We start from the raw sequence: 19,267 nt of genomic DNA on the forward strand, positions 1-19,267 counted from the left end.
GCAGTTCATAGACTATGGGCAGCCGCTCGAAACCAGTGAGCACACGCGTAAGGTTCTGATTGCCGTACGTGGAGGCGCAACATGGCTTGCGATGTTCCGTTCACCCGCCGGACATTCCTCAAAGCCATGGGGAGTGGCGCATTCACGATCTCGGTCAGCCCCGTCGCCGCATTCATGGCCGGCTGTTCTGCGCAACGCCCGGCCGCCACCCCCAGCGCGAATACCGCGAATGCCGCGACAAGCGCCCACCCCACGCAGCAAGCACCGAATGGCGCGCCCGACTGGGCGCCGGAGCCGGGCAAGGCGCGCTGGCGAATCGAGGGCGTACCCAAGGTCACGGGCGCCAGGATCTACGCGCGCGATTTCAAGGCGCGCGACTTCGACGGCTGGCCGAAAGAAGAAAACTGGCTATATGCCCTGAGATGCAATTGCGTCGACAAGAATGTCGAAGACTTCGACCTGAGCGTATTGCCGCGCGAACTTCGCCCGATTGCCGTGGTCTCCAACCAGACGCTGAATGACAATCGAATCTATCTCGCTGCCGAATCTGATCCGCTGCAACACGAGGATATCTTCCTCTTTGCGCAAAAGGGCCAGCCGGCCAATTGCTATGGCCAGCCCGTCGCCTTGTTGATTTTCGAAAACTTCGACACATATCGCCACGCAAGGAAGCTGCTCGATTTCAACGAATCGGTGATCCGCTACGGCGCAACGGTCTCGAAGCACGCCGCGGCAACCGACTGGTATGCCTCCGCGAACAAGATCTATGTACGCGACGACGACACGTCGTTTTCGAACCTCCTGATGGCCGTGGACAACAAGGGGCGTCCGTCACCCGCATTCATCGAAACGTGCAAGGCAAAGAGAAAGGAGATTCTGAATCTGGCCGCAAGCAAAGTCGGCAGCAAAACCTGGCGCCCGTTCACCGGCTCATTTACGACGCCCGCCATCGATCCGATGTTCATGGAGCCGGAGTCGGGACTGGCCTGGTTCCAGGCGGACTCCGGTTGTATGCATCTGGTTCTCGGCACGCAATCGCCGCGCGGCGACGGCGGCGCAGTAGGCGACGTGTTTTACAAGAGCAATATCAACGTCAAGCAGGTGCACGTAATCAGCTGCTATCCGGGCGGCGGATTCGGCGGCCGCGACAGTTCGAATTTCCCCGTTTATCTCGCCCTCGCCGCGCCCTTCGCCAAGGGAGCGCTGCGTTGGCAGCAGTCTCGCTACGAGCAGTTCCAGGTAGGGTTGAAGCGCTCGGCGACCGCATTCACGGAGACCATCTGGCTCGACCCTGGTGGCAAGCTGCAGGCACTCGACAGCTCGTTCACCTTCAATGGCGGCGGCAAGGAAAACCTCACGGGCGCCGTTGGCGACCTCGCCGCCATGAGCGCGATGAGTTGCTACAACATTCCGCGCGCCAGTGCGCAAAGCGCCGTGAGCTATACGCCCGATCTGTTCGGCGGCTCGCAGCGCGGCTTCGGCGGTCCCCAGGCTTACCTCGCCATCGAAACGCTCATGGACGAAGCCGCGCAGGCACTGCACAAGAGTCCGTTCGAGATCCGGCGCAACAACCTGCTTGGCAAGGGCCATGGCAAAACGCTCACTGGCGCGCCCATTCTGTTCGACCTTCAGCTCGAAGACCTGCTAAACGGCCTTGAAGCGCACGCGTTATGGCGCAGCCGGGAAAGCGTGCGCGCGCAACGGCGTGCGCACGGGTTGCGATATGGCGTCGGGCTCGCCATGTCGAACCAGGCCTACGGCACCGCGAAAGACCCCGTATTCGCGATGGTGCAGATTCAACCGAATGCCGGCCTGCGCGTGCTGACGCATTACACGGAGATGGGCAATGGCGCGGCGACGACGCTGGCGCTCGCGCCCGCCGCCTCCCTCGGGCAGAACGCACAGGACATCGCCATGGGCGAGGTCGACGCATTTCAGATACCGGACTTCAAATACAACACGCTGGGCAAATGGAGCGACAGCCGAAGCTACCCAATCTCGAGCCCGTTTGGCTCTTCAAGCGCATGCCTCGGTGCATTCCAGCACTTTCAGGCCGTGGACCGCGCCGCCATGGTGTTGCTGCTGCAAAGCGTGCTGCCTGCCGCGCGCAAGCTATGGCGTAACCCGCGCGTCGAACCTCAATACCTCAAGTGGGTGAATGGCAAGCTCACCGCCGCCAGTCACGAGGCGATCGGCTGGCCGGCGCTGCTCGACGAGATCAACCGCCTGCAGTTGCCTACCGTGGCCGCCGCGCATATTACCTACGCGGGCGGATTCTGGCGCAGCAAGTATACGTTCGAGTCGGGACCGGCCGAGATGGACTGCGACTACATTGCCGTCGGCCCCGATACGCACAATCTCAAGAGCGTGCCTCACGGCGAGTTGCTGGCGCCCCCGAACGGGGTCGGCTTCGGGCGCACGAACTATGCGCCTTCGGCGGCGCTTGTCGCGGTGTCGGTCAGCCCCGAAAGCGGGCGCGTGAAGGTGGAGCATGTCGTCACGACGCTCAGCGCCGGCCGCCTGATTTGTCCCGAGATCGTGCAAGGCCAGTCGCAAGGTGCCGTAGCCATGGCGATGAGCAATGTCCTTAGCGAAGCGTGTCCGCTCGGCAATCTCGGCCCCGGCAACGGCACATGGAATCTCGACCGCTACCTCATCACGCGCATGAGCGATGTCCCGCGCCAGGAACTCATCACACTGCCGCCGCCCGCCGGCAAGGAGCATCACAGCGCGCGCGGTATCGGCGAGGCCGTGATGTGCCCCATCGCGCCGGCACTGCTGAACGCGCTGGCCATGGCAACCGGCCATCGTTTCAGGGACACCCCCGTCACGCCCGACACGATACGCGAGGCCCTGAAGTGAGCGAAGGCAACGTCAAGATTCACGTGAACGGACACGCCGTCACCGTGCCGGCCGCCGATACCGACATGAGCCTCGCCGAATTCCTTCACGAGCGCCTCGACCTCACAGGGACCAAGGTGTGCTGCGGTATCGGCGCATGCCGCGCGTGCACCGTGGGCATGCGCAGCAGCCAGGGCGCGCTGATGGAAAAAACCCTGGCGTGCATCACGCCCGTGAGCGCGGTTGCGAATCAACATATCTATACCGTCGAGAGCCTCGCGCACGGCAACAGGCTTTCGCCGCTACAGCAGACTTTCCTCGAATCTTTCGCGTTTCAGTGCGGCTACTGCACGCCCGGTTTCCTGATGGCGGCGACCGCCATGCTCGAACATCTGAAGGCGTACCGTATCGGCCCAGACCAGCTCGACGCGGAAATCGACACGTGGGTGGGGGGAAACCTGTGCCGGTGCACTGGCTACGTCAAGTACCGCGAAGCGATCCGCAAAGTCGCGCAAATGCAGATGAAGAGCGGGGGATGACCATGTCGTTGCGCATCCGCTTGTTCGCGCTGTGGTTCCTGTTCGCCGTGCCGCTTGCTGCCGCGACACATGAGCAGACGTTGCTCGAATACGCCGATCAATGCGCGAGGGAAATCGGCGCAATCCCGCCGTTCAACTGCAACGACGGCACGGACATTCCGATTACGGTCGATGGCAAACCTCCCGGGCCACATGAATCTCCCGCGCTATGCGACAAGCCTTCATTGCTGAGCCCACTCTCCGCAGCGGAAGGTCAGTGCATCCCGTTTTCGAAGATCCTGAATCTGTCGCGCGGCAACACGCAAATTTCTGCGTATTGCCGCCGCGACGTGCTGCGCGACGATAAGGATTCGCACTATGACCTCGTGGTGGTCGTGCTGCATCATGCGGGCAACGGCAAGACCTGCTGGTTTGCGTCGAAGCCGCCGCCAGCGAAATCGCAAGCCGAGATGCCAGCGAGTAGCGGGATCGTCGCGACACGTGTGCCGCCGCCCAACGAGAGACGGCCGCCTTCCGGTCAGCCCTCCGCAGTCGAATTCTGGGCGACACCGGCATCGGTTGCCGCCAGCACGGCGGCCAACCCCACCTGCGTTAAATGCCACGACGCGGGGCCCTTCATCTTCAGCCCGTATATCGGCCAGGTGTGGGACAAGGTGCCCACCGACCCGTGGGGAAAGTATTCGAGCATCGGGCAGGCTTTCTCCTCGTACCACCTCATGACGATGAGCACACCCGGTAACACATGCATTGGGTGCCACCGCATCGGCAGCGAAGCGAGCTGCACCGCCTTTCTCGGGCTCTCGACGGGCAAGCAGAAAGCGCCCGGAAACGACCGGCTCGCCAACAGCTATCCGTTGGACCACTGGATGCCGACCGACAACGCCTCGAGCCAGGCGCAATGGGACACAGCAAACGTCGCGTCGGTCAACGCCCTGCTGGCCTGCTGCAAAGACGCGGCGCACAAAGACCCGAACTGCACGTTCACACCCATGCCATCGAGTTCGAATATACGGTCATTGCATTGACCTTCATGAGGAGACCTGAAATGGCTGAAAACGTTAGTGCGAGCAACGTCATATCGGATGTCACGCAAACCCTGCAGACCTTCGACCTGCTCGATCTGCAGCAATACACGCGCGAGAAAAGTTACTCGAACACCGCCAGCAAGGACTTCCATCTCTTCTACGTGGGGCGCGACGACGTTCACAGCATCCTGAAGTACATCCTTTCCCGCGCCAGCGTGTCGCTTTACATGAACATGTTCGGATTCGACGACGATGAACTCAACTCAATCCTCATGCAGCAAGCGCTCGACCCGACCATCACCATGATGATCACCCTCGACGAGACACAGGCGAACGGCGTAAATGAAAAGAAGCTGCTCGAATCCGATATCGCGCAGAACCCGGCTAAATTCAACACGTACTTCGTGATCGGCGAATCGGCGACCCATCAGATCAGTCATACGAAGGGATTCGTTGCCGATGGCAAAGTGGGCGGCGAGGGATCGGTGAACTGGTCGGCGTCCGGAGAAGGCACGTTCGTCAACAACGGCGCGCCGGGAGGCCCGGGTTACAAGGCGCAAAACAACACGCAGACCATCTTTACGGACCCCGACACGATCAACCGGTTTCAGACCGAACTGATCGCGGAACACATGACAGCGAAAGCGCAGGGCTACATGCTCGGCGCTGCGAAGCCTACCGCCAAGCCAGCAGCCGCGCCGGCCAAAAAAGCCGCCGCGAAAACCACGGCCACCGCTGCGGGCCACGCTGCCGCCTCTGCTGCTGCGCAAAAAACCGCGCCCGCTGCAAAACGCAGCAAGCGCACTTGAGCGCAACCCGCTGATGCCTTCAGGTCGGCATGCCAGCCCAGTAAGACACGGCGTCCTGCCGATCGAACACGAAGGTCTTGAGGGCGACCAGGCTCTCGGGAGAAAGCGCGTCGAATTCGAGCCCGTGCAAGGTCAACCCTTCCTGCGGCGTGTCGGCGCGCAAGTTGCGGATCACGGCGACGGCCTGGAACGTCGCCCCCACGTTGCCCGCCTCGATCGGAAACACCACGCAAATGCGCTCGCCGACTTCGCCAATCTTGCGCCCGGCAGCCAGCGACATGCCCAGCACGCTGATATCGCAGCCAATGCCTAGCCGGTCCAGTTCCGCGCCGGTCAAATCCACGCCATAGCGCACCGCGAGCTGCGTGCGCACGCGCACGGCGCGGCGTTCGCGCAGCCGTCGTATCGTGCCGGGCTCCGAGAGCACGAGATAGCGGAACGGATGCGTGCAAACCGCCTCGACGGTGCAGACGAGCCAGAACGCGGCTTGTGTTGCGATCGCAACGATCTCGACCTGTTCGCCGAGGAACGGCTCCCATGCGGGCTTCGCCGCGGCAGGCGGCGTCACGAACATCGCGCCGCCCTGCCGGAAACCAATCAGCCGGCACGGCAACATCTCGCGCCCGGTGCCCGCCTGGCTGCGTATGCCTAACAGCGCACCAATGGCGAGGTTCATGTCCTCGAGCGACAACGGCGCTTTTCCGCGCTCGGCCAGGCCGTCTTGCGCGCTCGCGAGCGTCGCTTCCTCCGCCGTGTTGCGATAAGGCTGGAAGTGCGCGAACAGAAAGTCGCGCTGCTCGCTGTTCAGCACCCCGCCTTGCGGCAGCAGCATCGTGCCGTCATGGTGAAACACCGCCAATGGCAACGGTGTTTCAATGGGCAGTTGCTCAGGGTCCGCGAGGCGTTCGAGAGTCTTTGACGCAATACCGCTGCCAGGCTCGTGAATGTGCATGACCGATAGCGTGTGAATTTGTTGGTTTTGTTCGTCGCCGACATTGTTACCGAAATATAGTGACCGATGTCAATAGAAATGCGGCCCACCTCCGGGCTTGTTTAACGAAATATTCACGCCACATAAATCGCGAGATTACGCGCCACAATATTTCTCTTTCTGAATCGTCTACACGGGTATGGAAACGCCGCCCACTCCGAGCCCGCTCGCCACGCAGGACCGCGAAATCGCCGACACCGTCGCCCGCGAGCGCCCGAGGCTGCGCAATTTCATTCGCCGCCGCGTGATCGACCAGGACGAAGCCGAGGACATTCTTCAGGACGTATTCGAAGAGCTGGTTCAAGCATGGCGGCTGCCGGAGCCCATCGAGCAGGTTGGCGCGTGGCTCTATCGCGTGGCGCGAAATCGCATCGTCGACCGCTTTCGCAAACGCAAGGAAGTGCCGCTCGGCGAGCCGGAGGGGGACGAGAGCGAGTATCGGCTCGACCTCGCGCTGCCCTCGCCCGATGCGGGCCCCGAGGCCGCGTATGAGCGCGCGGCGATGCTCGATGCCCTGCGCGCCGCGCTCGACGAATTGCCGGCGAACCAGCGCGAGGTGTTTATCGCGCACGAACTGGACGGGCGCAGTTTCAAGGAAATGGCAGCCGCAAGCGGGATTGGCGTGAATACGCTGCTGGCGCGCAAACGTTATGCGGTGCTGCATCTGCGAGAACGTTTGCGCGCGTCGTGGGACGACTCCGCAATTTGAACCGAAGGAGAATGGAATGAAGTTTCGCCGCAACATATTCGCCAAGGCGCTGCTAATGGTGGTGGTGATCGCGTTGCTGGGCGCCATCGTCATGGGCTTGTGGAACTGGATCGCTCCGGCGATCGTGGCGGGTGCGCATGCGATCGACTATCCCCGCGCGATTGGCTTGCTCGTGCTTTGCCGGATTCTGTTCGGCGGATTCCGCGGGCATGGCGGCTGCCGCAGGCGCATGCACTGGCACCAGTGGCAGCAATGGCAAAATATGACGCCGCAAGAGCGCGAGCAATTCCGCGATGGAGCCGCCCCGGGCGCGACGCCCCCTTCGCCATAATTCGCCCCTGGCCAGCCTCGCCGCGCCACGGGCTGGCACAATTGAACCATCTTCGATCCGCCAGGAAGTTCCATGCCAGATGCCGCCGCCCGCCCGTCACGCGTCGCGCCCCTCTTCGCCCTTCTGCCCTTTCTGCGCCCCTATGCGGGGCGCTGGGCGCTCGCATTTCTCGCGCTGCTGACCTCGGCGGGCGCCACGCTCGCGCTGCCGGTGGCGTTCAAGTACCTGATCGACCGGGGCTTCGCGAGCGGCGATCGCACGCATATCGATCGCTATTTCATCGCGCTCTTCGTGGTTTCGCTGATCCTCGCCGCCGCCACGGCCCTGCGCTTCTACTGGGTCTCGTGGCTAGGCGAGCGGGTGACGGCCGACTTGCGGCGCGCCGTGTACGACCACGTAATACGCATGAGCCCGCAGTTCTTCGAGACCACGCAATCGGGCGAAGTGCTCTCGCGCCTCACCACCGACACGACATTGATCCAGACCGTAGTGGGCACCAGTCTCTCGCTCGGCCTGCGCAATCTGCTGCTCACGGTCGGCGGCGTGGCGATGCTCGTCACGACGAGCCCCGTGCTCTCCGGCTATATCATTGCGACCCTGATCGTTGTGGTCGCACCGATCGTCATCTTCGGCCGGCGTGTGCGGCGGCTTTCGCGCGCGAGCCAGGACAAGGTTGCGAACGCAAGCGCATTGGCGGGCGAAGTGCTCAACGCCATGCCCACCGTGCAGTCGTATGCGCAGGAGTCGTTCGAAGCGAACCGTTTTGGCGGCGCCGTGGAAACGGCCTTTGAAACGGCGCTCAAACGCATCCGGGCGCGCGCCGGATTGACGGCCGTGGTGATCGTCTTCGTTTTCGCCGCTATTGTGTTCGTGCTATGGCTTGGCGCGCAGGCGGTACTCGCCGGGCAGATGAGCGCCGGCCAGCTCTCCCAGTTCATTCTCTACGCGGTGTTCACGGCGGGCGCCGTGGGCGCCGTCGCCGAAGTATGGGGCGATCTGCAACGGGCCGCGGGCGCGACCGAACGGCTGCTGCAACTGCTCGCCGCACGCTCGCCCGTGGCGCAGGCGGCGTCAACCGTGCCGCTGCCGGCTCACGGCACGGGCATCCGGTTCGACAACGTTCGCTTCTCCTACCCTTCGCGCCCCGGCATCGCTGCGCTCGACGACTTCTCGCTCGACGTGCGCCCGGGAGAACATGTCGCGCTCGTCGGTCCCTCCGGCGCGGGCAAGACCACGCTCTTTCAACTGCTGCTGCGCTTTTACGATCCGCAGTCGGGCACCCTCAGCATCAACGGTGTGCCGACACAGCAGGTATCGCTCGCGGCATTGCGCCAGGCGATCGGCGTCGTGCTGCAGGAGTCTGTGATCTTTTCCGGCAGCGTGCTCGACAACATTCGGTATGGCTCGCCCGACGCGACGCTCGAAGCCGTCCAGCACGCCGCCGAAATGGCCGCGGCGGCCGGCTTTATCGAGCAACTGCCCGAGGGCTACGACACGTTTCTCGGTGAGCGCGGCGTTCGTCTTTCGGGCGGTCAACGTCAACGCATTGCCATCGCGCGCGCGATCCTCAAGAACCCGCCCATTCTGCTGCTCGACGAAGCGACCAGCGCGCTCGACGCCGCGAGCGAACGCCTCGTGCAAACGGCGCTGGACAACGCCGCGCAAAATCGCACGACGCTCGTCATCGCGCATCGCCTCGCCACCGTGCAGCAGGCCGACCGCATTGTCGTCATGGAACAAGGCCGTATCGTCGCACAAGGCCGACACGCGCAACTGCTGCAGAGTTCGCCGCTTTACGCGCAGCTCGCAGCGCTGCAGTTCGGCGCGCAACACGCAACCACCGTGACGTAGATATCGGCCTGTCGATCCGCCCTCTCCCTCTGCGGCGATCGTCTGCGCCAGCACCTCGAATCATCAACTCGGTCCGAAGCGGAACGGCGTCCTTCGCAAGCCAGCTTGCGAAGGGCTATCCAGGGGAAGCGAGGCGCGCGACGCTGCGCGCCTGGCGCGGCAGCACGATATACATGCCCCAGGCCACGAGCAGGATCGCGCGCAGTGCGTCTGCAAGCGGATGCGAAGCGGCGATCCCCACGTTGGCAATCGCGAGGCTGGCGGGCAAGGTCCACGCATAGGTCGTCAAGCCGAGCAGCGTTGCGCGCCAGAAACCGAAATGCCTGGGCGCGGGCATGGCGTGCGCGGCCAGCCCGCGCCGCACCATATACCCCGCGAGCGGCAGGCTGAGCAAAACATAAGCCAGCGCGGGCACGATGAAGGGCATGCCGGCGATCGCGAGCGAAATGGCCGGCGACGACTGCGCGACGTCGTGCGGAACGCGATTCGCCGCGAACGCCATGAGCGGCGCGGCGATCTTCCCGAGCGAGAGGCGCAACACAAACCAGGCCGCCACGAAGAGCAGCGCGCTCGCGAGCCACTGCCGCCAGGCACAGGACCACCAGACATAAAGACGCCGGCCGAACGACACCGCCGGGCTCAGCGCAAACAGTGCCCACTTGTCCCGGCGCGCGCCAATGCATGCGAGCACAACGAACAAAACGCCGGCGACCACGAATACGCCCTCGTTCCACACGATCCATTGCGGATGTCCTCGTCCGATCGCCGAAGCCGGCGTGGACGAAGCGAAATTCTGCAGATGGCGCGCGACATAGTCGGAAGGACTCAGCGCCTGCGAAGAGAGATAAAGGGTCATCGCGTCTCCGTCTCGTGTGATGCACCGCCACATGGCGACTTCATTCAAACCACGCGCACTACCTCACAACGTGATATACCATCCATTGGTATAAGAACGTTTCAACCCATGCCAGCAGGATGGAGCGATAGCAAGGGACGTATCACTTCCGCCTGATCCGGCGAAGTCATCTTCCCGGCGAATTGGGGCACGTTTTTTGCGCACCACCGGGAGCCCTGGCCATGCGTTCTTGCATTGGCCCTATCGCGCTTGCCTTGGGGGTGCGAAATGAATGCCGATCAACCAGGAGCTACGCTCCTTTCGGAGGAAGACGCTCATCGCCAGTTACGCCGCGCCGTGATTGCCAGCACTATCGGCACGACGATCGAATGGTACGACTTCTTTCTCTACAGTACAGTCACCGGGCTTATCTTCGCGAAGCTGTACTTTCCCGAATCCGACCCGCTCGTTGGCACCCTGCAGGCCTTTCTCATCTATGCCGTGGGCTTCGTCGCCCGGCCGGTAGGCGCGGCCATATTCGGGCACTACGGCGATCGTGTCGGCCGCAAGGCCACCCTGATCGTCACCTTGCTGCTCATGGGGGTCGCCACGTTCGCCGTGGCCTTCGTTCCAACCTATGCGTCGATCGGCATCTGGGGCGCCGTTTTGCTCACCGTGCTGCGGTTCATCCAGGGTGTCGGCGTAGGCGGCGAGTGGGGCGGCTCCGTGCTGATGTCGATGGAATGGACGCGCACCAATGCGCACCGCGGCTTCGTCGCTTCCTGGCCGCAATTCGGCGTGCCAGCGGGACTCTTTATCGCCAATCTCGTGGTGCTCGTCGTCAGCCGGTTTTCCGGAGACAGCTTCTTGACGTGGGGATGGCGGATACCGTTCCTGCTGAGCATCGTGCTCGTCGCGATCGGCCTGTATATTCGCCTGAACATTCTTGAAACGCCGATCTTCGCGAAGCTCCTCGCCGAGAATAGGATCGAGAAAACGCCGATGCTCGAAGTCATTCGCCGCCAGCCCAAGGACATTCTCCTTTCGGCACTGGCGCGCATGGCCGAACAGGCGCCGTTCTACATCTACACGGCGTTCGTTTTCACATATGGCGTGAAGACGCTGCACGTTTCGCGCGACCTCATGCTCAGCGCGGTATTGGCGGCGGCTGTGCTGCAGTTCGTGACCATTCCGTTCTTTGGGCACATGTCCGACCTGATCGGACGCAAGCGCATGTATATGATCGGCGCGGTGGCCGTGGGTATTTTCGGCTTTATCTACTTCGGAATGGTGGATACGAAAAACCCGGCGTGGATTTTCGTGGCCGTCGTGCTTTCGCTCGTGCCGCATGCCATGCTTTATGGTCCGCAGGCTGCGTTCATTGCGGAATCGTTCACCGGACGGCTGCGCTACAGCGGCGCCTCGCTCGGGTATCAACTGGCTTCCGTGATCGCGGGCGGCCCGGCGCCGCTGATCGCCACTGCGCTTTTCGCGTATTACCAGACGGGTTATGCGATCGCGATCTATATCGCCGTGTGCGCGGTAATCAGTCTCTTTGCCGCCTGGCGTATGGGCGACTACACCAACAAGGATATTTCACGCGAATACGACGATAAACACGGACTTGGCGATCACGGGCACGCTTCCCACCCGGCCTGATCGAGCGCTACAAAATGTAAGCGCGCCCCTGCTCGACGAATCTTGCAGGGGCGCGCTTCTTGTGTCATGCCTTAACGATCAGCCATCCTGATCGTTCAAACCTTCGGCGCCTTGTCGACCACCACGCCCGTCGCCGGGTCGAGGAACAGCCTGTGGTCTTCATGGCCGCGGCCGCGGCGGTCGAAGTCGAACATGCCCATGATGCTGCCCGCCGTGGCGTCGAACGAACCGCCGCCGATACGCTGACCATCAAGCCAGTTGTCTTCGATAAAGCGCACCACGGAAGCCTGGTCGATCAGCGTATGGTCGACGTAGTTCTCGCGCGCCCACGGCGAGATCACGACGAACGGGATACGCGTGCCCGGACCGCAGCGGCCGTTCACGGGCTTGCCGCCCAGGCCGGCCGGCGCCGAACCCGTGCCGCAGATGCCGGCGGCGGTCAACTGGTCGGCAACGCTATCGTACGAAGCGCTGGTGGGCTGCGCGTACGCATGGTCGTACCAGCCGTCCGAGTCGTCCCACGCCACGATAACGGCCGTATCTTCCCAGTCATGCTGTTCCTGCAGGAAGTTCACGACCTTCATGACGAAAGCCTGCTCGTCGAGCGGGTCGGAGTAACCCGCGTGGCCATCCTGGTACGCCGGGGCCTTGAGGAAGCTCACCGACGGGAAATTGCCCGCCTTCACGGCACTGAAGAAGTCGTCGGTATCGTACTGGTGATTCGCGCGATCGGGGCGCCCAATCGCGGCGAGCGAGCTCGGACGCACATGCTGCGGGTTCGACGTCGATGCGTAGTACTGGAACCAGTTGTGGTGCGGAATGTAGTCGGCCGTGGCCGCGCCGACCACCGGCGAGAGCGTGCTGCGCTTGCAGCCGGTCGTGCCGTTGCTGTTCGTCGTCGCGAGGTTGAAGCCGCCCATGAAGCCGCCCCACGAGACATTGCGCCCGTTCAGCAGGTCGCCGATATTCTTGCCGGTCATCTGCGCCGTGTCGGTCGTGCTCGAGCAGAGGTCGTAGGCCGGATCGACGTCATTGATCATCGTGAAGCCGCCCTGCCCGTCGTTCACATAGTACGAACCGGCGGTCGAAGGCTTCTTCGTTGTGAGCACAACCTTCATGCCGTTGGTCTGCCCCGAGACCACTTCGAGCGCGCCGGGCGTGGAAGGACCGTAGGTCGACGTATAGGCGTTATCGCTCATCGCGAAGTGCTGTGCGTAGTTCCAGAGCGCCGTGACCGTATTTCCGTCGTAATAGCCCATCACCTGGCCCTTCGTGCCGAATGCGCCGGCGCCGCCGCTCGTGCCATTACCCGTGTACTCCGGGAACAGGTCGGCACGGCCGTCGTCATACGCCTGCTGCTCGGCCGTATAGGCGTGGTTCTGGTCGGCCGTGGCCGCCTGCGTGCGATCCAGACGGAACGGATTGGCCGCGCCCGCACCATTGCCCGAATTCGTGAAGTTCGGGTTTTGGGTCAGCAGCGTGCCGCTCAGGCCGTTCACTGCGGGCGTGCCGGGCTGCGCCTTGAAGGCAGGCTCGCCCGACGGGTTGGTGGCATGCGGATAAGTCGCGAAGTAATGGTCGAACGATACGTTCTCGCCATAAATCACGACCAGGTGCTTGATCGGGGTAGCAGTGTGACCGTGTTCCGGATGATTCTTGTCGTGATCGTCACCAGCACTCCACGCAACTGTCGATGCGAATGCTGCGGCTGTGAGCGAACCAACTGCGACGTGACGCCATTGCATATTCGGCTCCTGGTTGGTTTCGTATTGTCGGGGTCACCGTGAAGCCGCGGAAAAGGCGTTATGCAGCCCGCATCGTCGCGCTCATGCCAGCGCAATGCGGAGGCTACACGGCATGAGGATTAAAACATCGGGGTATGAATGCTCGGCGTCAGACTCCTTACGAAATATTTTCGATTGGTAAGTCTGGCGCGAACCTGATGCTGAATTGGCGAAACCGGCCTTGATTTCAGGTATGAAGATTGCGCAGCGTTCGTACGCGGGTTAGCAAACGAGATGAATTCAATGAAACGCGCGCGTCGTGCTAGATGAAACTGACGCCGCCGTTGACGGCAATGGTCTGGCCCGTGACGAAGCCATTGCCGACCACCATCAGCACGACTTGTGCGACTTCGTCGGCTGCACCGAGCCGGCCAACGGGCAGGCGTTCGGCGACCTTCGCGGCTTTCAGCGGCGCGGCCATTTCGGTGTCGATAAGCCCAGGCGCCACGGCGTTCACGGTCACGCCTTCGCGGGCCACGCGCGAGGCGTAGCCGCGTGTCAGGCCTTCGAGGCCCGCTTTCGATGCGTTGTAGTGCACGCCGACCAGGCCACCGCCGCGCGCGGCAGCGGACGAAAGATTGACGATGCGGCCCCAGCGCCGCGCGCGCATGCCGGGCAGCACCGCTTGCGTGCAGAGAAACGCCGACTTAAGATTGACGGCGAGCGTGTGATCGAATTCCGCTTCGGTCAGCGACTCGATGTCGCTGATCGTGCCCGTGCCCGCGTTGTTCACGAGCACGTCGACCGCGCCGAGGCTGCGCTCGATCTCGCCGATCATGCCGGTGACTTCGCTTGACACCGACACATCGGCGCGCACCGCGAGCGCGCGGCCGCCTGCGCTTTCGATCTGCGCGACGACCTGGTGCGCTTCGTCGGCGCGTTGCCGGTAATTCACCGCGACCACCGCGCCGGCCGAAGCCAGCGCAACAGCAATGGCGCGGCCGATTCCGCGCGAACCGCCGGTCACGAGCGCAACGCGGTTATTCAGGTCGGGTAAAAGTGCGGACATGGCCACTCACGGCGCGGTGCCAATGCCGCCGCCCGGGCCCGCGAGTTCTCCGTCCACGCCGAGCGGGTCTGCATGGCCGTGCGCGCTCGCATGGCCGCGGCGGCGCGAAAACGGCGCGGTGCGCAGCTTCGCGCGGCGACGCGGGCCGGATATCGGGTCCAGGTAGAACATGACGAGCGTGCCTGCCGCGGCCGCCGCCGCAAGATGGAACAGTGCCTTCATGGACGCCTCTCGATAGTTGCAACGCATGCGAAGCGCGGAAACCGGCGTGAGCGGTACGGGACACTCATGCGCGAATCCGCGCATCCATTATGCCGCCGAGCACTGTGCATGAGGCGGCTGCGTGGCGTGCACGTTCAGGAATCGCCCTCGTCCCAGCGCGTATCCCGCACCTGCACCATGCCTGCTTCCACGCGCACCGCGAACACCGCGACGTCCTCATACGCGGGCGGCGCAAGGACTTTCCCCGTCTTGATGCAAAAGCGCGCGCCGTGCCGCGGGCAAATCACCTCGTCGCCTTCCACGTCGCCCCCCGTGAGTACGCCGCCGTCGTGCGGGCAGGTGTCCTGGATCGCATAGCAGGTCCCTTCGAGATTGAATACGGCGACCTGGGTGCCGTCCACGTCGACGCTGCGCACGGAACCCGGTTGAAATTCGCCATATGGCGCGACGTCCACCCAATCGGCCATGTCAAAGCATCCCCAGCTGCAGGAGCGCCGCTTCGGACATGCGCGCTTTCGTCCACGGCGGATCCCAGACCAGTTCCACCTGCGTCCCGCTCACACCTTCCACGTCGTTCACGCAGTCTTCGACGGTGCCCGGAAAGGTTTGCGCAACCGGGCAACCGGGCGCGGTTAGCGTCATGTGTATCGTCACGCGGCCCGTTTCGGCGTCCACGTCGAGTTGATAAACGAGCCCCAGATCGTAGATGTTGACCGGGATCTCCGGATCGAACACCGAGCGCAGCGCGTCGATCACGCGTTCGCGCAAGTCGTCGCCCGCCGTTTGCGTATTCATCGTCATTTGGCCTCCAGACACACGTAACCTCATTCGGTGGAGACGGTACCGCGCTCGTCGCCCAGCGCGGCGTGCAGCGTGTGCCACGCGAGCGTCGCGCATTTGATACGCGCCGGAAATTCGCGCACGCCCGCGAGCACCGCGAGCTTGCCGAGGCCTTCGGTCGAGGCCGGCCGGTCCGAAGGCGCCGTCGCCATGGTGTGAAAGCGTTCGAACAGCGCTTCGACTTCCGCCTGCGTGCGCCCCTTGAGCGCCTCCGTCATCAACGAAGCCGATGCCGTCGCGATCGCGCACCCCGCGCCCTCGAAGCCGGCGTCCTTGATCACCCCGTCCTCGATACGCAGATACAACGTGACGCGGTCGCCGCACAGCGGGTTATATCCTTCGGCGCGATGCGTCGCGCCGGGCACGGGGTGACAGTTCCGCGGCCGCCTGTAGTGGTCGAAGATCGTTTCCTGATACAGGGCGCGCAGGTCGCTCATAACGGGAACACCTCTTCTACGCGCGCGAGGCCGTCGAGCAGCGCGTCCACTTCCGAACGCGTGTTGTACAGCGCAAACGAGGCGCGCACGGTGGCGGGCACGCCGTAGCGATCCATCACCGGCATCGCGCAATGATGCCCCGTACGCACCGCCACGCCGCACTGGTCGAGTATCGTGCCGATGTCGTGCGCATGCGCGTTCTCCATCACGAACGAGACAATGCCCAGTTTTTCCTTCGCAGTTCCAATCATTCTCACGTTGGCCATGCCCCGCAAGGCAGCGTCTGCATAAGCCAGCAGGTCCGCTTCGTGCCGCTGCGCCACTTCCAGACCAATCGCGCTCACATAGTCGAGCGCTGCCGCCAGACCGATCGCGCCCGCGATATTCGGCGTGCCCGCCTCGAAACGCCAAGGAATCACGTTGTACTCGGTCTTTTCGAACGTCACGGAGCGGATCATGTCGCCGCCGCCCTGCCATGGCGGCATGGCCTCGAGCAACGCGGATCTTGCATACAGTGCGCCAATGCCGGTGGGGCCATAGATCTTGTGCCCCGAGAACGCATAGAAGTCGCAACCGAGCGCGGCCACGTCCACGGGAAGATGCGCAATCGCCTGCGCGCCATCGATCAGCACCGGCACGCCGCGCGCATGCGCAAGCTCGATCATCCGCGCCACCGGATTGACGGTGCCCAGCGCATTGGACGCATGCGCGATGGCCACCATCCGCGTGCGTGCGCCAAGCAAGCGCTCGTAGGCATCGAGGCCGAGTGCACCGTCGTCCTCGATCGGCACCACTTTCAGCAGCGCGCCCGTTTGCGCACAGACGAGTTGCCACGGCACGATGTTCGAGTGATGCTCCATTGCGGTGATGAGCACTTCGTCACCGGGCTCGAGTCGCGGCCGCGCATAGCTTTGCGCCACGAGATTGATCGCTTCCGTCGTGCCGCGCGTGTACACGATTTCTTTCTCGTGCGCCGCATGCAGGAAACGCGCAATGCGTGTGCGAGCGCCTTCATAGGCATCCGTCGCGCGTTGTGACAGCGCATGCACGCCGCGATGCACGTTGGCGTTGTCGTGTTCGTAGTAGGCCTGCTCGGCGGCGATCACGCTCGCGGGCTTCTGCGTGGTCGCGGCGTTGTCGAGATACACGAGCGGCTTGCCATGCACGCTTTCGCGCAGAATCGGAAAGTCGCGGCGCCAGCCCATCACCGTTTCGGCGTCGGGAATACTCACCGGTTCGAGTAGATTCATGACAGTCCCCGCAGGTATTCGCCACCGGGCAAGCGCGCGAGCAGTTGTTGCGTGAGCCGGCTGCGCAACGCCGCGCTTTCCACGCGATCCACGCTCACGCGCGCGAACGACCATACGAGGAGCGCACGTGCCATACGCTCGTCAATGCCGCGCGAGCGCAGGTAAAAGAGCGGGCTCTCGTCGAGCTGGCCGACGGTTGCGCCGTGCGTGCACTTCACGTCGTCGGCGTGAATTTCCAGTTGCGGCTTCGTGTCGATCTCGGCGCTGCGCGAGAGCAGCAAATTGTCGTTGCTCTGATGCGCGTTGGTTTGCTGCGCGTCCTGGTGCACGATCACGCGGCCGTCGAACACGCCATGCGATGCACCGTCGAGCACGCCGCGATAGTATTCGCGGCTCGTGCCGCGCGGCACCTCATGGTCGATACGCGTGTGATGATCCACGTGCTGCCTCGCGCTCACGAAATACAGGCCGTTCAGATCGGCCTGAGCGTCTTCGGCATCGAGCCGGGTATCGATCTGCGTGCGCGACAACGCGCCGCCAAACGCGAACGAGTGCGAGGTGAAGTGGCTGGCGCGCCGCACGGAAGCGCCCACATGCGCGATATGAAACGCGGTACGCGCCTCCTGCTGAATACGGCAATGCTGAATCTCGGCCTCTTCGTCGGCGACGATCTCCGTGGCCGTGTTGACGAAGTACGCTTCGTCGGTAATGCCCGCGAACTGCTCGACGACCGAGCACCGCGCGCCCCGCTCCGCCACCACGGCGTTGAACGGATGCATGGCGAGCGCGGCCTCGCTGCTGAAGAACAGCACGTGTAGCGGCCAGTCCAGCGCGCAGCCTGGCGGCAATACGACCACGTAGCCGTCGCTGCGAAATGCGCCGTTGAGCGCCGCGAAGCCGTCCTCCGGCGCGCGGCGTGCCATGATGGACTCGATCCGATCAGGAATCCTCCGCATTGCCTGCGCGAGCGTGCCAACGAAGGCGCCCTCCGGCAACGGCGGCAGTGACGAGAGCTTCGGCGCGTGGCGGCCGTTGACGAACACGATACGGCCGCCCGCATCGGCGGGCACGAGGTCGTCGATCAAGCGGGCATAGTCGGTGTGATCGCCGTCCGAAGGCATGAAATGCCAGTGCGGTTTCGCAATGGACATCACATTGGTGTATTTCCATGCTTCCAGCTGCGTGCCGGGAAAGCCCAACGCTTCGAAACGGTCGAACGCGTGCCGCCTCGCCTTGCGCAGCCAGGGCAGTTCGACACCCGCCAGCGTTCCCGCCATCGTGCGGAATGCGTCGCGGTAGTGCTCGCGCGTCGATTCGCTCATCGCTGCTCCCTGGCCGCTGCCGTCTGTTGCGTGCCGGCGCCCGGCCCCCCTGCCGGTTCGTCGCTATCCGGCTCGCCGAGCCAGCCGTAGCCCTTGCGCTCGAGTTCGAGCGCAAGCTCGTGCGAACCCGATCGCACGATGCGGCCACGCGAAAGCACGTGCACGTGGTCCGGCACGATGTAGTCGAGCAGGCGCTGGTAATGCGTCACCAGCACGATCGCCCGGTCCGCGCTGCGCATCTGGTTCACACCGCGCGCGACGAGTTGCAGCGCGTCGATGTCGAGCCCGGAGTCGGTCTCGTCGAGAATGGCGAGGCGCGGCTCCAGCACCGTCATTTGCAGCACCTCGTTGCGTTTTTTCTCGCCGCCCGAAAACCCTTCGTTCACGCCGCGGTACAGGAGGTCTTCCTTCATCTCCATTGCCGCCATTTTTTCTTTCACCAGCGCGAGAAAGTCCATGGCGTCGAGTTCCGCTTCGCCACGTTGTTTGCGCTGCGCGTTGAGCGCGGCCTTGAGCAGATAAATATTGCTCACGCCCGGTATTTCGACCGGGTACTGAAACGCGAGAAAGAGCCCGCGTCGCGCGCGTTCGTCTGGCGCAAGCGCGAGCAGGTCGCAGCCGTCGTACTGCACGCTGCCCCCCGTGACCACGTATTGCTCGCGCCCCGCCAGCACATGGGCGAGCGTGCTTTTGCCGGAGCCGTTCGGCCCCATGATCGCGTGAACCTCGCCCGCGTTCACGCGCAAATCCACGCCGCGCAAAATCGGCTTACCTTCGACTTCGACATTCAGATTGCGAACTTCCAGCATACCG

19 protein-coding genes are annotated in these 19,267 nt (G+C 63.5%); 8 read left to right on the forward strand and 11 right to left on the reverse strand.

What is annotated here, in order from left to right; genetic code table 11:
* Window positions 1-81: 81 nt before the first annotated feature.
* Genes FAZ97_RS29440 through FAZ97_RS29455 form a run of 4 tightly spaced genes read left to right on the forward strand, consistent with a single transcriptional unit; the run spans window position 82 to window position 5,214 of the window.
* Window positions 82-2,862, forward strand: coding sequence for a xanthine dehydrogenase family protein molybdopterin-binding subunit (locus FAZ97_RS29440; RefSeq protein ID WP_158762248.1), 2,781 nt, complete (start codon window positions 82-84; stop codon window positions 2,860-2,862).
* Window positions 2,859-3,380, forward strand: coding sequence for a (2Fe-2S)-binding protein (locus FAZ97_RS29445; RefSeq protein WP_233271871.1), 522 nt, complete (start codon window positions 2,859-2,861; stop codon window positions 3,378-3,380). The genes FAZ97_RS29440 and FAZ97_RS29445 overlap by 4 nt, the downstream gene beginning before the upstream one ends.
* Window positions 3,377-4,405 carry a hypothetical protein gene (locus tag FAZ97_RS29450; protein ID WP_233271872.1) on the forward strand — a complete coding sequence of 343 codons (1,029 nt, stop codon included), beginning with the start codon at window positions 3,377-3,379 and terminating at the stop codon, window positions 4,403-4,405. The genes FAZ97_RS29445 and FAZ97_RS29450 overlap by 4 nt, the downstream gene beginning before the upstream one ends.
* 20 nt (window positions 4,406-4,425) lie before the next feature.
* On the forward strand, window positions 4,426-5,214 hold the full coding sequence (locus FAZ97_RS29455) for a phospholipase D-like domain-containing protein (RefSeq protein WP_233271932.1): 789 nt from the start codon (window positions 4,426-4,428) through the stop codon (window positions 5,212-5,214).
* Window positions 5,215-5,233: 19 nt separating this feature from the next.
* On the opposite strand, the gene FAZ97_RS29460 is transcribed toward FAZ97_RS29455, so the two are convergent.
* Window positions 5,234-6,166, reverse strand: a complete 933-nt coding sequence (locus FAZ97_RS29460) for a flagellar brake domain-containing protein (protein WP_158762249.1) — start codon at window positions 6,164-6,166, stop codon at window positions 5,234-5,236.
* Between the two features lie 178 nt (window positions 6,167-6,344).
* Between FAZ97_RS29460 and FAZ97_RS29465 the strand changes: the two genes are divergently transcribed.
* From FAZ97_RS29465 to FAZ97_RS29475, 3 genes are all read left to right on the forward strand, one after another.
* A complete protein-coding gene (locus FAZ97_RS29465; RefSeq protein WP_158762250.1) occupies window positions 6,345-6,914 on the forward strand; it encodes an RNA polymerase sigma factor in 570 nt (189 codons plus the stop codon).
* Between the two features lie 16 nt (window positions 6,915-6,930).
* Window positions 6,931-7,245, forward strand: a complete 315-nt coding sequence (locus FAZ97_RS29470; protein WP_158762251.1) for a hypothetical protein — start codon at window positions 6,931-6,933, stop codon at window positions 7,243-7,245.
* 72 nt (window positions 7,246-7,317) lie between these two features.
* Window positions 7,318-9,096: an ABC transporter transmembrane domain-containing protein gene (locus tag FAZ97_RS29475; protein WP_158762252.1), complete on the forward strand. Its 1,779-nt coding sequence runs from the start codon at window positions 7,318-7,320 to the stop codon at window positions 9,094-9,096.
* A gap of 115 nt (window positions 9,097-9,211) precedes the next feature.
* Here the strand turns inward: FAZ97_RS29475 and FAZ97_RS29480 are convergent, their stop codons facing one another.
* On the reverse strand, window positions 9,212-9,952 hold the full coding sequence (locus tag FAZ97_RS29480) for a hypothetical protein (protein ID WP_233271873.1): 741 nt from the start codon (window positions 9,950-9,952) through the stop codon (window positions 9,212-9,214).
* Between the two features lie 267 nt (window positions 9,953-10,219).
* Here FAZ97_RS29480 and FAZ97_RS29485 point away from each other — a divergent pair, with 267 nt between their 5' ends.
* Window positions 10,220-11,590, forward strand: a complete 1,371-nt coding sequence (locus FAZ97_RS29485) for an MFS transporter (protein ID WP_158762253.1) — start codon at window positions 10,220-10,222, stop codon at window positions 11,588-11,590.
* Between the two features lie 95 nt (window positions 11,591-11,685).
* Here FAZ97_RS29485 and FAZ97_RS29490 read toward each other — a convergent pair whose 3' ends face one another.
* From FAZ97_RS29490 to sufC, 9 genes are all read right to left on the reverse strand, one after another.
* A complete protein-coding gene (locus tag FAZ97_RS29490; RefSeq protein ID WP_158762254.1) occupies window positions 11,686-13,335 on the reverse strand; it encodes a phospholipase C in 1,650 nt (549 codons plus the stop codon).
* Window positions 13,336-13,636: 301 nt separating this feature from the next.
* Complete coding sequence (locus FAZ97_RS29495; RefSeq protein ID WP_158762255.1) at window positions 13,637-14,383, reverse strand: SDR family NAD(P)-dependent oxidoreductase; 747 nt, start codon at window positions 14,381-14,383, stop codon at window positions 13,637-13,639.
* A 6-nt stretch (window positions 14,384-14,389) separates the two neighbouring features.
* Window positions 14,390-14,605, reverse strand: coding sequence for a hypothetical protein (locus FAZ97_RS29500; RefSeq protein WP_158762256.1), 216 nt, complete (start codon window positions 14,603-14,605; stop codon window positions 14,390-14,392).
* A 134-nt stretch (window positions 14,606-14,739) separates the two neighbouring features.
* Complete coding sequence (locus tag FAZ97_RS29505; protein ID WP_158762257.1) at window positions 14,740-15,072, reverse strand: non-heme iron oxygenase ferredoxin subunit; 333 nt, start codon at window positions 15,070-15,072, stop codon at window positions 14,740-14,742.
* Between the two features lies 1 nt (window position 15,073).
* Window positions 15,074-15,406: an SUF system Fe-S cluster assembly protein gene (locus FAZ97_RS29510; protein WP_233271874.1), complete on the reverse strand. Its 333-nt coding sequence runs from the start codon at window positions 15,404-15,406 to the stop codon at window positions 15,074-15,076.
* A gap of 23 nt (window positions 15,407-15,429) precedes the next feature.
* Window positions 15,430-15,882, reverse strand: coding sequence for a Fe-S cluster assembly sulfur transfer protein SufU (sufU, locus tag FAZ97_RS29515; RefSeq protein WP_158762259.1), 453 nt, complete (start codon window positions 15,880-15,882; stop codon window positions 15,430-15,432).
* Window positions 15,879-17,132 (reverse strand): SufS family cysteine desulfurase, encoded by a 1,254-nt coding sequence (locus FAZ97_RS29520; RefSeq protein WP_158762260.1) that lies wholly within the window; start codon window positions 17,130-17,132, stop codon window positions 15,879-15,881. The genes sufU and FAZ97_RS29520 overlap by 4 nt, the downstream gene beginning before the upstream one ends.
* A complete protein-coding gene (sufD, locus tag FAZ97_RS29525; RefSeq protein WP_158762261.1) occupies window positions 17,129-18,454 on the reverse strand; it encodes a Fe-S cluster assembly protein SufD in 1,326 nt (441 codons plus the stop codon). The genes FAZ97_RS29520 and sufD overlap by 4 nt, the downstream gene beginning before the upstream one ends.
* Window positions 18,451-19,263: a Fe-S cluster assembly ATPase SufC gene (sufC, locus tag FAZ97_RS29530; protein ID WP_158762262.1), complete on the reverse strand. Its 813-nt coding sequence runs from the start codon at window positions 19,261-19,263 to the stop codon at window positions 18,451-18,453. The genes sufD and sufC overlap by 4 nt, the downstream gene beginning before the upstream one ends.
* Between the last annotated feature and the right edge of the window lie 4 nt (window positions 19,264-19,267).

It is taken from the genome of Paraburkholderia acidiphila, assembly GCF_009789655.1.
Lineage (GTDB): Bacteria > Pseudomonadota > Gammaproteobacteria > Burkholderiales > Burkholderiaceae > Paraburkholderia > Paraburkholderia acidiphila.

Bases quoted from the DNA above. Each gene is read 5' to 3' on its own strand.
- FAZ97_RS29450 (WP_233271872.1), top strand. From the start codon at position 3,377: ATGACCATGTCGTTGCGCATCCGCTTGTTCGCGCTGTGGTTCCTGTTC.
- FAZ97_RS29520 (WP_158762260.1), bottom strand. From the start codon at position 17,132: ATGAATCTACTCGAACCGGTGAGTATTCCCGACGCCGAAACGGTGATG.
- FAZ97_RS29475 (WP_158762252.1), top strand. From the start codon at position 7,318: ATGCCAGATGCCGCCGCCCGCCCGTCACGCGTCGCGCCCCTCTTCGCC.
- sufD (WP_158762261.1), bottom strand. From the start codon at position 18,454: ATGAGCGAATCGACGCGCGAGCACTACCGCGACGCATTCCGCACGATG.
- FAZ97_RS29485 (WP_158762253.1), top strand. From the start codon at position 10,220: ATGAATGCCGATCAACCAGGAGCTACGCTCCTTTCGGAGGAAGACGCT.
- FAZ97_RS29455 (WP_233271932.1), top strand. From the start codon at position 4,426: ATGGCTGAAAACGTTAGTGCGAGCAACGTCATATCGGATGTCACGCAA.
- FAZ97_RS29440 (WP_158762248.1), top strand. From the start codon at position 82: ATGGCTTGCGATGTTCCGTTCACCCGCCGGACATTCCTCAAAGCCATG.
- FAZ97_RS29460 (WP_158762249.1), bottom strand. From the start codon at position 6,166: ATGCACATTCACGAGCCTGGCAGCGGTATTGCGTCAAAGACTCTCGAA.
- FAZ97_RS29500 (WP_158762256.1), bottom strand. From the start codon at position 14,605: ATGAAGGCACTGTTCCATCTTGCGGCGGCGGCCGCGGCAGGCACGCTC.
- FAZ97_RS29490 (WP_158762254.1), bottom strand. From the start codon at position 13,335: ATGCAATGGCGTCACGTCGCAGTTGGTTCGCTCACAGCCGCAGCATTC.
- sufC (WP_158762262.1), bottom strand. From the start codon at position 19,263: ATGCTGGAAGTTCGCAATCTGAATGTCGAAGTCGAAGGTAAGCCGATT.
- sufU (WP_158762259.1), bottom strand. From the start codon at position 15,882: ATGAGCGACCTGCGCGCCCTGTATCAGGAAACGATCTTCGACCACTAC.
- FAZ97_RS29505 (WP_158762257.1), bottom strand. From the start codon at position 15,072: ATGGCCGATTGGGTGGACGTCGCGCCATATGGCGAATTTCAACCGGGT.
- FAZ97_RS29480 (WP_233271873.1), bottom strand. From the start codon at position 9,952: ATGACCCTTTATCTCTCTTCGCAGGCGCTGAGTCCTTCCGACTATGTC.
- FAZ97_RS29465 (WP_158762250.1), top strand. From the start codon at position 6,345: ATGGAAACGCCGCCCACTCCGAGCCCGCTCGCCACGCAGGACCGCGAA.
- FAZ97_RS29470 (WP_158762251.1), top strand. From the start codon at position 6,931: ATGAAGTTTCGCCGCAACATATTCGCCAAGGCGCTGCTAATGGTGGTG.
- FAZ97_RS29495 (WP_158762255.1), bottom strand. From the start codon at position 14,383: ATGTCCGCACTTTTACCCGACCTGAATAACCGCGTTGCGCTCGTGACC.
- FAZ97_RS29510 (WP_233271874.1), bottom strand. From the start codon at position 15,406: ATGACGATGAATACGCAAACGGCGGGCGACGACTTGCGCGAACGCGTG.